This window comes from Mucilaginibacter sp., assembly GCF_028288105.1.
Classification (GTDB): Bacteria; Bacteroidota; Bacteroidia; order Sphingobacteriales; family Sphingobacteriaceae; genus Mucilaginibacter.
On sequence record NZ_JAQBOI010000249.1, the window covers coordinates 1 to 10905 of the forward strand.

The 10905-nt window shown below is 41.2% G+C and carries 11 protein-coding genes; 3 read left to right on the top strand and 8 right to left on the bottom strand.

What is annotated here, in order from left to right; all coding sequences use genetic code 11:
• From JWQ85_RS16750 to JWQ85_RS16780, 7 genes are all read right to left on the bottom strand, one after another.
• Positions 1 to 653: TerC family protein (locus JWQ85_RS16750; RefSeq protein WP_299470023.1), on the bottom strand; the 653-nt coding region annotated here is incomplete at its 3' end.
• Between the two features lie 86 nt (positions 654 to 739).
• On the bottom strand, positions 740 to 2089 hold the full coding sequence (locus JWQ85_RS16755) for a hypothetical protein (RefSeq protein WP_299470025.1): 1350 nt from the start codon (positions 2087 to 2089) through the stop codon (positions 740 to 742).
• On the bottom strand, positions 2070 to 2639 hold the full coding sequence (locus tag JWQ85_RS16760) for a hypothetical protein (RefSeq protein ID WP_299470027.1): 570 nt from the start codon (positions 2637 to 2639) through the stop codon (positions 2070 to 2072). Before JWQ85_RS16760 ends, JWQ85_RS16755 begins: the two co-directional genes overlap by 20 nt.
• A complete protein-coding gene (locus tag JWQ85_RS16765; protein WP_299470029.1) occupies positions 2636 to 3196 on the bottom strand; it encodes a sigma-70 family RNA polymerase sigma factor in 561 nt (186 codons plus the stop codon). The genes JWQ85_RS16760 and JWQ85_RS16765 overlap by 4 nt, the downstream gene beginning before the upstream one ends.
• A 149-nt stretch (positions 3197 to 3345) precedes the next feature.
• Positions 3346 to 3900 (bottom strand): ATP-binding protein, encoded by a 555-nt coding sequence (locus JWQ85_RS16770; protein WP_299470031.1) that lies wholly within the window; start codon positions 3898 to 3900, stop codon positions 3346 to 3348.
• An 11-nt stretch (positions 3901 to 3911) separates the two neighbouring features.
• Positions 3912 to 4526, bottom strand: coding sequence for a nicotinamide riboside transporter PnuC (gene pnuC / locus JWQ85_RS16775; protein WP_299470033.1), 615 nt, complete (start codon positions 4524 to 4526; stop codon positions 3912 to 3914).
• Positions 4527 to 4671: 145 nt separating this feature from the next.
• Entirely contained in the window at positions 4672 to 6726 is a 2055-nt protein-coding gene (locus tag JWQ85_RS16780; protein WP_299470035.1) for a M13 family metallopeptidase, read from the bottom strand.
• 614 nt (positions 6727 to 7340) lie between these two features.
• Between JWQ85_RS16780 and JWQ85_RS16785 the strand changes: the two genes are divergently transcribed.
• From JWQ85_RS16785 to JWQ85_RS16795, 3 genes are read left to right on the top strand one after another with little or no spacing between them, the layout of a single operon-like run.
• Positions 7341 to 8480, top strand: coding sequence for an acyl-CoA dehydrogenase (locus JWQ85_RS16785; RefSeq protein WP_299470037.1), 1140 nt, complete (start codon positions 7341 to 7343; stop codon positions 8478 to 8480).
• Between the two features lie 56 nt (positions 8481 to 8536).
• Positions 8537 to 9769: a TlpA disulfide reductase family protein gene (locus tag JWQ85_RS16790; RefSeq protein ID WP_299470039.1), complete on the top strand. Its 1233-nt coding sequence runs from the start codon at positions 8537 to 8539 to the stop codon at positions 9767 to 9769.
• 40 nt (positions 9770 to 9809) lie between these two features.
• Positions 9810 to 10166 (top strand): hypothetical protein, encoded by a 357-nt coding sequence (locus tag JWQ85_RS16795; protein ID WP_299470041.1) that lies wholly within the window; start codon positions 9810 to 9812, stop codon positions 10164 to 10166.
• A 31-nt stretch (positions 10167 to 10197) separates the two neighbouring features.
• On the opposite strand, the gene JWQ85_RS16800 is transcribed toward JWQ85_RS16795, so the two are convergent.
• A partial coding sequence (locus JWQ85_RS16800) for a 1,4-dihydroxy-6-naphthoate synthase (RefSeq protein ID WP_299470043.1) occupies positions 10198 to 10905 on the bottom strand: 708 nt, incomplete at its 5' end.

Consider the following 10905-nt stretch of genomic DNA (forward strand, 5'->3'; position numbering starts at 1 on the left):
TGCTCAAATGCCTCGGCTAACAGGGAAACACCTATTAGTAGCAGGAACGACAAGGCCAGCATTTTTACTGTTGGGTGCTTGTTTACAAAGTTGGCTACACCACTTGATGCCCACATCATAATGCCTACGGCGACTACAACGGCCGCTATCATTATCTCTACGTGTTTAGCCATACCTACCGCGGTAATAACCGAATCCAGCGAGAATACAATATCCAGTAACATGATCTGGAAGATGGTGCCCCAAAAAGAATGCGGCTTAACCTTTTCGGCGTTTTCGTCCTCGCCTTCAATTTTATGGTGAATTTCGGCAGTACTTTTATAGATAAGGAATAATCCTCCTATTATCAGTATCAGATCACGGCCGGATATAGCTAGTTTCTCTACCCATTCCGGGTCAGTGATGTTTAATAAGCCAGACAGGCTGAATAGTGGCGCGGTCAGTTTCATTACCCAGGTAATGGTAAGCAGCAGCAACACACGGGTTATCATGGCCATAGCCAAACCCAGTTTGCGGCCTCTTTCCTGTTGGTATTTTGGTAACTTATCTGATAGGATAGATATAAAGATCACATTATCGATACCTAAAACTATCTCTAAAACGGTTAGTGTGATAAGCGATACCCACGCTTCCGGGTCGGTAAATATTTCCATGCAGCTATAAAACTTGTTGGCCTAAAAATAGCAAAACCCCTGCCGTTATGACAAGGGTTTTGCATTTTATGATGGATTTTGTTGTTTTAGTAAAACTTTACATCGGTATAGCTTGCATTGATAGCAATTTTACCATCGCTGTTATTTTTACCGATATAACCTTTGTATGTTTTAGTTGACGACCAACCACGGTCTTCATCTGTCGGCGTTTTAGCGGTCACTTTCATATTGTCGTCGTTATAATTAAAGCCGCCAAACTTGGTGATCACATCAAAGTTAAAACTATCCGCATTTTTAAAATCGAGCTTTATTTTTGTAAACGAAGCGTTTATGGTTAAGTTTCTTACTGATTTTTCAATAGTGCCAATGCTAAAGCCATCGCCATACTTGATGTTTATATCAGCCGAGTTTTTTAACCTGTCCACACTAAAACCTGCGAATGAAATAGTTGCAGCAATATTATTTACGGTACCCGCTTTTACTTTGCCATAGCCCAGATCCAACTTGCCACCATTAAAAGTTACAATGTTAGCATCGCCAAACCTCACTCTTACATCGTTATCTTTACTCAACAGTTGCTGTGCATTTAAGGTGCCGTATGATACTCTTATTATAGTTTTTCCGGATAGGTCTGGCAGGGTAACGGAGCCAAACTTATTGGTCAGATCTAATGTGTTACCGGCCGGCATGTATACCGTATAGTTGATCTCGATATGGTTATCGCCATGCCTGCTGTTATTGTTGTTACGGGCTATGTTGGTTTTAAAAGAAACTACATTACCAACTTTGCTGTCACTAATACTTGACCCGTTGATCATGTCGTTAACATACTCTTCATCTTCCGATCCAAATTTCATTTGCACGTCAACCTTAAACTCATTTTTGGTCCAGGTGTTAACTACCACTTTACCAAAGCTGTTGTTTATTTGCAGTATATCATTTGCATCTGCACTATAGCTTTTGCTGTAATTTTTAATTTTTTCGGTTAACTCGCCTTTGGCAACCTTCTCTTTATATTCTTCATCGTTAATGTTGTTGCTATTGCTGTAGCTTATGCCATTAAAGTTTTTGAAAGCGCCTGAAAATTCAGGGGCCATTTCGTTAAAGCTGCCTGCAAAGTTTTTACCGAAGTCCTTAAAGCTTTCGTTGAAGTTTTTGCCAAAATCTTTAAAGTTTTCGTCAAAATCTTTGAAAGCAAAGTTCATTTCCTTATTTATCTTAAAGTTTTTATTGTTCATCTGCTTTTGCAGCTGGCGCATTTTTACTTTAAGGTTAGCCATGTTTTGCTTAAAGGCTTTGTTTTGTTTAAAAACATAAACCTTTGGCGCTGCCGGTGGCTCTGGCGGGGCCATTGAGTCTTGTGCAGACGCCGTGGTTGTGATAACCAACACAGCAATAGCAGCAAGCAGACCGTGTTTAAATATCTTTGTTCTCATTTTGATGATCCTTTTTACTTTGATTAAATTGTTCAATTACATTCAGTTGCTGATTAAGCACCTCGGTTTGTATTTGCAAGTTCCGGATCATTGCACGTAAAACACGTTCCTGGTTGGGGCTGGTAGCTAAATCTATATTTAGTTTTTTGTAGTTCGCATCCATTTTTATAAGCTCCGCATTAAACTCCTTGTATAGCTGCGGATCAAATTTGGCAACAAGCTTTAATCTTGTGCGCTGGCCTTCAATCACCGATGCATAATGCACCTGTTGTTTGGCATAGGTTGGGTTAATATCGGCCAGATCTACGCCTGCCGGTTTTTGGCTTTTTAGGTACAAACCGAACCCTAAGCCCATAACTACGATCACCGATGCGGCTACTTTTAGTACAAAGGCCAGCGAGAAAGTTTTTGCTTCGCGCTTTTTTAGCGGCTGCACTTCCTCCCATGCATCCAATTCTTTGGCAATATTGTTCCAGATATCAGCACGTGGTTCCAGATCGTCAAATTCTTCCCTGTTGTTGCTTATAAAATCTTCTAACCGCTTGCTCATTTTCTTATTCCTTTCCTTGTTAATATCTCGCTCAATTTTCTTTTAGCCCTCAAAAACTGTGTTCTTGATGTATTTTCTGTAATGTGTAATACTTGTCCTATTTCTTCGTGGTCGTATCCCTCTAAAAGGTAAAGCGATAATACCACCCGGTAGCCTTCGGGCAATTCCTTTATGGCTTCCTTTACCTGCGCCACCTGGTATTGTATATCTTCGTCATCCCAGGGCTCCTCATCAGGTACGTTATCCAACTGGCCATCTTCTATCTCAACAAACGCTAACTTCCTTTTTCGCAAAAGGTTTATAGACCGATGCACCACAATCTGCTTTAGCCATAAACCAAAGGTAGTTTCCTGCCTAAAATCCTTCAGTTTATTAAAAGCATCGGTAAACGATTCCTGCAAAACATCTTCTGCCTCGCCAATATTGCCCACTATCCTAAAGGCGATGTTCAACATCGCTTTCGAATATAATCGGTACAACTCATAGCAAGCTTTTTTACTGCCTTGCTTACACTCAACCACCAGGTTGTAATGCTTATCTACGTATACGGCTTCCAAATTACTGACAGGTTTCAGATTAAATGACGCAGGCTATTTAACAACGTTGCATGATGTGTGAAAAAAGTTTTAATAAATATTATTCTGACCATTGATTTACAGGCTTTAAGGCTGGCTATTAGGCTAATTATCCTACAAAATCAAGAGAATTATACTCCCGGGATAAATGCATCTATCGCTTCTACCGCGCTTGTATATCTATCATCGCCGGTGCCGGATATAAGCACATAGCGGGCGTTTAAGGCTTGTAACTCTTTGTGCCATACATCCATGAAATGTTCGCGCATATGGGGGAAGTCACGCAGCGGGTCATCCTGCCAGGGCAGATCTATATCTAATAATAAGTACAGATCGTATGGGTGTTTTGGTAATTCGTCTACAACTTCCTGCGGCGATTTGCCGAAAATTTGATCGCTCCAAATTTTAACGGTGATGAATGTAGTATCGCAAATAAGTAGCTTATTTGCCTTGGGTAACAGCTCTGCCTCTAACGCCAGCTGGCCATGAAACATATTTATCTCATCCTGCCAGGTAGGCGGTTCGGTTAGCTTTTCGCAATACCCCCGGGCATACTCGGGTACCCAAATAGTATGATAGTGTGCTGCCAGATATGCTGACATAGTAGACTTTCCGGTAGATTCCGGGCCAACAACAGCGATCTTAATTATATTGGATTTCGAATTTTCGATTTCGGATATCTCCATCAGTTTCTTGTCTATTGATTCTTATTTCTTGCCTCTAATTTCCAGTCTTTTCGCCAGTCTATATACCCCATCAAAGCTATGCCTATATATATGGCATACATTACAGCGGTTAAATGAAGATCTTTAAAAAGATAGATGCCTACATATATAATATCCACAAATATCCATATCAGCCAATTCTCTAACACTTTTCTGGCCAGAAACACTTGCGCTACAAGGCTGCAGGCTGTGCAAAAACTATCAAGATATGGGTACGATGCCGTAGTGTATTTTAAAAGTGAGCCCAAAATAAAAGTGAATACAACTACGGCAATGGCCGATAAAATGATCTCCTTTTTAGTAATGCGTGCTACAGGTGCCTTTTTTTCGGTAGCGGGTTTTTGGCTCCAGTAATACCAGCCGTAAATATTCATTGCTAAAAAATAAACCTGCAAGCCCATATCGGCAAACAAGTGTGCTTCAAAAAAAATGAAGATGTAAATTACTACGCTAATGATTGCAAAAGGCCAGTTCCAGGTATTATTTTTAGCCGCCAGGTACACACACAATAAACCGGTGATGACACCAATTACCTCGAGCAAATTTTGATGCTGCCACCAATCCTGCAGTGTGTGTACGATTTGCATGGGGTAAATATAAACAAGCAAATATTATTACAATGTCTTTATTTAACCACAAAGTACACAGAGAATAAAACCACAGAGGGCACAAAGAAATGTCTCTGTGCCCTCTGTGAAAAAACTTTGTGTCCTCTGTGGTTAATTTGAACGCCTACCAGATCTTCACCCTTTTCTCAGGATCCAACCACATCTTATCACCTTTTTTAATGCCGAAAGCTTCGTAAAATTCGGGCACATCGGTAAAGGGACCGTTCACACGTAAAAAGCTCGGAGAATGTTCGTTGGTTAATATCTGGCTGGATAATGATTCTTTTCTATCCTGACCTAACCAACCTAAAGCGTAACCCATAAAATAACGCTGTATAGGGGTTAGGCCGTTAATGGTTTTACCTTCTTTGTATTGATCTGTTTTTTTGAATGCATCCAGGCCAATAACTATACCGCCCAAGTCGGCAATGTTTTCGCCAAGGGTAGCTTTGCCATTAATATGCAGGCCATAAACTGTATAGCCGCTAAACTGGTCGGCAAGCATTTTTGCCCGTTGGGCAAATTTGGTCGAATCCTCTGGTGTCCACCACGCTTTAAGGTTTCCCTTTTCATCGTACTGTCGGCCCTGGTCATCAAAGCCGTGCGTAATTTCATGCCCTATGGTTGATGCGGCACCGTAACCGTAAACTACCGCGTCGTCAATATTCTCATCTAATGCCCATGGCACCATAAATATAGCGGCAGGTAAAACTATCTCATTGTTCGACGGATTATAGTAGGCATTATAAGTTTGCGGCGTCATACCCCATTCGGTACGGTCAACCGGTTTGCCCAGCTTGTTTGCATTAAATTTATGCCAGTAATTATTACCGCGGATAATATTTTGCACGTATGATGAGCGGTCGATATCCAGCGAAGAAAAATCTTTCCATTTATCGGGGAAGCCAACTTTAGGAAATACTTTTGCAAGTTTACCATGCGCCTTTTTCTTGGTTTCGGCGCTCATCCAGTCCAGTTTATCAATATGTTCTGCAAAAGATGTGCGTACAGCTTCCACCAGATCAACATAGCGCTTCTTGGTTTTCTCGGGAAAGTATTCTTTTACGAAGATCTGTCCAAGCACTTCGCCCATTAAGCCACCTTCGGTATCCAGCACACGCTTCCAGCGGGGAAGTTGTTCTTTCCTGCCGGATATAACGGTTCCATAAAAGCGGAAATTTTCATCATTGAAAGCTTTACTCAGATAGGGGCTATAATCGTTCACAATATTTTTGCGGATATAGTTTTTCCAGTCGTCAATACTGTAAAGGGCCAGCGCCTTATTAAATGCGCGATAATATTCCGGCTGGCCAACAACTACGCTATCAACCTTTTTATAATCCATTTGCTCAAAGGTTGTTTTCCAATCTACACCAGGCGCAAGCTTGCTTAAGCCGGCCAATGGCATTTTGTTATAGTTATGGTATGGGTCGCGCAGGTCTTCCAGTTTACGCGAACTATCTGCCAGGGATTTCTCAAGCGCATAAGTATGTTTGGTAGCGGCCAAAGCAGCATCAGGAGCTAAGCCCAGCAGCTTAAACAGCGTGGGTAAATGTTTTTGCTGATAATCGTTACGAATGGCGGCGCTGTGCTCATCGGTGTTAAAATAATAATCGCGGTTAGGCAAGCCAATGCCCGATTGATACAATTGCATGATGATCTTTTCACTGTTGCGATCATCCTGCCCGGCGTATGCGCCAATTGGGGTTTGTACACCAATGGTTTCCAGATGCGCAAATTCTTCAATCAGGCTTTTTACATCAGTTATCTTGTCAACTTTTGCCAGCTCATCTTTTAGAGGGGTTAAACCCTGTTTTTCTATATTAACGGTATCTAAACCACTAAAGTAAAAATCGCCAATTTTTTGTGTGTTGCTGCCTTTGGGCGCATCTGCTTTAAGCGCGTCTTCGTTTATTTTTTTCAGTTTATTGCGCAGGTCTTCCTGCACCACGTTGCCAATACCCCATGACGAGTAAGCCCCCGGTATAGGGTTCTTTTTAAGCCAGGCACCATTGGCGTACTTAAAAAAATCATCGCCGGGTTTAACACTTTTGTCGATGTTTTTTATCAGCACATCATTCTTCGCGTAGATTTTATTTTGGTCTTTACAAGCGCTTAGCAGCAAGGCGCCTACTGCACATGCGGCAATTGCATGTATTGTGTTCTTTTTTAAACTCATTTTTTATGGTTTGTCTGAAATAAGATACAAGGTGTGTATGGAAAAACAGAATGTTATAATTTTCAGTACATCCGTTTTTTAGTAATATTCTTTAAAAATCAACTTAAAGCAGCATTAAAACAAAAAAATATTTAAATACTTCTGCAAAAAGAATGTTACGTATTTCTACGTGGTTTTTGGATGAAACAAATAAGACGCAAAAGTGATTTCATTTTTTAAAGCGCTAATAATCAATAGTTAATAAGAAAGTCTATTTTTTATATCTACTAACAGGGCTTAATATTTATTCCTATTGGGAATAAACATTTAACGAGCCGTGGGAAAAAACCGGCCCATTTTTAAATTATGGCTTATCTTTTGTTAAATGTTTAACGGTCCTGCATACATCTTTGAAAAATATTGCATCTACCTATGGAAAATTTTCAAATAGTTAAAGACTAAAAATGAATTCTCAGTTGCCCAAGTTGAGATGAATATGTTCTTTTATTTTGGGTTTAATCAATAGTTTAAATTAATTAGGGGAAAAGGGAGCTTCAAAAGAGCTCTCTTTTTTTGTATTGATATTTTTACTATGCGTGCATAGTATTAAATGAAATTTGTTATACATTTACGCTATGCATTTTGAACTAACCGAAGAACACTTAATGATACGCCAGGCTGCACGTGATTTTGCACAAAACGAGCTAAAACCCGGTGTGATAGAACGCGACGAACACCAGAAATTTCCGGCAGAGCAAATAAAAAAATTGGGCGAGCTTGGGTTTTTAGGTATGATGGTATCACCACAATACGGTGGCAGCGGCATGGATGCCATATCTTATTCCATAGTAATGGAAGAGCTGTCTAAAGTTGACGCATCTGCTTCGGTAGTAGTATCGGTGAATAACTCGCTGGTTTGCTATGGGTTAGAAAAATATGGTAACGAAGAGCAAAAGCAAAAATTTCTGATACCATTAGCTCAGGGCGAAAAGATAGGTGCTTTTTGCCTGAGCGAGCCCGAGGCTGGTTCTGATGCCACATCGCAGCGTACAACCGCCATTGATATGGGCGATCATTACCTGCTTAACGGCACCAAAAACTGGATAACCAATGGCAGCACAGCCTCTACCTATATAGTAATGGCCCAAACCGATGCTTCTAAAAAGCATAAAGGCATTAACGCCCTTATTGTTGAAAAAGGCATGGAAGGTTTCACCGTTGGCGCTAAAGAAAATAAATTAGGTATTCGCGGGTCCGACACGCATTCGCTAATGTTTACCGATGTGAAAGTTCCAAAAGAGAACCGCATTGGCGAAGATGGCTTCGGGTTTAAATTTGCCATGGCCACGTTGGAGGGCGGGCGTATTGGTATTGCATCGCAGGCATTAGGTATTGCAGCCGGCGCTTACGAGCTATCTATACAATATGCTAAGGAGCGTAAAGCTTTTGGTAAAACCATTGCCGACCTGCAGGCCATCCAGTTTAAACTGGCCGATATGGCTACTGAGATAGAAGCAGCACGTTTGCTTTGCTATCGAGCGGCATGGTTAAAAGATAATGGATTGCCTTATGCGCAGGCCGCATCAATGGCAAAACTGTTTGCATCTGAAACGGCAATGCGCACTACTGTTGAGGCTGTACAGATACACGGCGGCTACGGTTATGTAAAAGAATACCATGTAGAACGGTTAATGCGCGATGCAAAGATCACCCAGATATACGAGGGGACATCTGAAATTCAGCGCATTGTCATATCGCGCGAGGTATTGAAATAGTTTGACAGGTTTTATTACTTTTGATAAAGTATATAAGATTAGTAGACTATTTACGCATGATAAAAAAGATATTATTTAGCGCGGCACTTTTAACCGGGCTAACGCATATAAGTTCGGCACAAACAACATTAAAAACGGGTATCTGGCGCGGCGCTTTAATAACCGCATCGGCCAATGAGATACCTTTTAATTTTGAGGTAACTAATACCGGTGGCAAGCAGGAACTGGCCATTATAAACAGTACCGAGCATTTTAAGGTGACCGATGTTACCGCCAAAGGCGATTCGGTATTTATAAAAATGCCTTTGTTTGATTCGGAGTTCCGTTTAAAGCTGGATGGCAATAATTTAAAAGGACATTATATAAGGCACTTAGGCGACCGTGATGTACCAATGGACTTTACCGCGACAGCCGGTACACCATGGCGCTTTTTAAAAACACCTGCTAAAACAGCATATAATGTAAGCGGCCGCTGGTCGGCTATTATTGGTGAGGGTGATGGTAGGGATACTACTGTTGGCGAGTTTAAACAGGTTGGCCCAAAAGTTACCGGGACATTTTTAACCACCACGGGCGATTACCGTTTTTTAGAAGGCACGGTATCCGGCGATAGCCTGTACCTGTCGTGCTTTGATGGCGGCCACGCCTATTTGTTCACCGCTAAAATTACCGATACAAATACCTTAACCGATGGCAAATTCTTTTCTGGCTTAACCGGCAAAGATGTTTGGAGCGCCGTAAGAAACGAGAATGCCAAATTGCCAGATGCCTATTCATTAACCGCATTAAAGCCCGGTTATAAAAAGCTTGCTTTCAGCTTTAAAGACCTTACCGGCAAAACCGTATCGCTTGATGATGCCCGCTTTAAAAACAAAGTTGTTATTGTGCAGATATTAGGCTCGTGGTGCCCAAACTGTATGGACGAAACCGCCTACATGGTCAATTACTATAAAAAATATCAGCAAAAAGGTGTTGAAGTTATCGGGCTTGCTTATGAGCGCACTACAGATTTTGCCAAATCGCAACGCGCACTGGCGCAGGTAAAAAACAGGTTCGATGTTAAATACCCTATCCTGATAACCGGCTACACCAGTAACAAGGCAGAAACGGCTAAAAGCCTGCCTATGCTAACCAAGGTTGTGGGTTTCCCAACTACTATTATTATTGACAAGGCCGGCGATGTACGTAAGATACACACCGGCTTTAGCGGACCGGGTACAGGCGAGCATTACACCGAGTTTATAAGTGAATTTGAAAAGCTGACAGACGATTTGCTGGCGGAGAAATAAATATAAATATTATTTATATTGCTTTCCTAAACTTTAATCAATGGATCAATTTATCCTTGGCGCTATTGCGCTTATCTTTTGGCTTGTCTTGGTAGTTACTTTCTTCAATATAAGTGGGAATCTCAGAAAAATACGCGAAACATTAATTCCTGTATTAACAAAATACCAAAATGATGAGTTACAAGCAAAGCGCCTTAAATTTTATGTTAATAAAAGCTTGCCAGGCAATGAACTTCAACAGATAATTGCTCTTACGGAGATCATATATGCTGAGCTATTAGAGCCGACTATTAGTCAACTGGAAAGAAATTCTAGATATGAAAGACTTGGCAACGATTATGGGGCAATATTTGATAGATTGGGTTATCAATTCCCGTCAAATGTTGAACAAAAATAAGCTCAAAGAAGGTGCTCAATTGTTCAGTTTTTCAGGGGTTCAAAAACAAATTCTCGCTTATCTGAGGGATTATACCTTTCTCCAGCGCGGTATTAAACAATAACTTAACTGCCTTTTTGCCTTCCACACCCAAATCAACAGAAAATTTATTAACGTATAGTTCGATGTGTTTATACATCACCTCTTCGCTCATTTCCTGAGCATGCGAACGGATGTATTCCAGTCCTGATTTTGGGTTGGCAAAGGCAAACTCCACCGAGCGTTTAATAACCCGGTTTATTTTATGCTGAACATCCAACGGTAAATTGCGGTTAGCTACAATACCGCCTAATGGGATGGCGCAGCCGGTACGTTTCTCCCAATAATCGCCCAGGTCAATTATTTTGTGCAGGCCCTTATCCTGGTAGGTAAAGCGGTTTTCGTGGATGATCAAACCCACATCAACCCGGCTATGAAGCACAGCGTTCTCGATATCCGAAAAAACAAGTTCCTGTTTATTAATAGCATCAGGGAAGGCCAGGCTTAGTAAAAAGTTAGCGGTGGTGTATTTACCGGGAATGCCTATTTTAAGGTTCGGGCTGCCGGTTTCAAGTTGCCCTTTTAAATTTTCCGCATCCCCTTTGCAGATTAGCAATGGGCCAACACCAAAACCCAATGCACTGCCCGCATCAAGCAGAATGTATTTATCTGCAGCGTAGGCAAAGGCGTGGTAGCTTAGTTTGGTAATATCCAGCTCGCC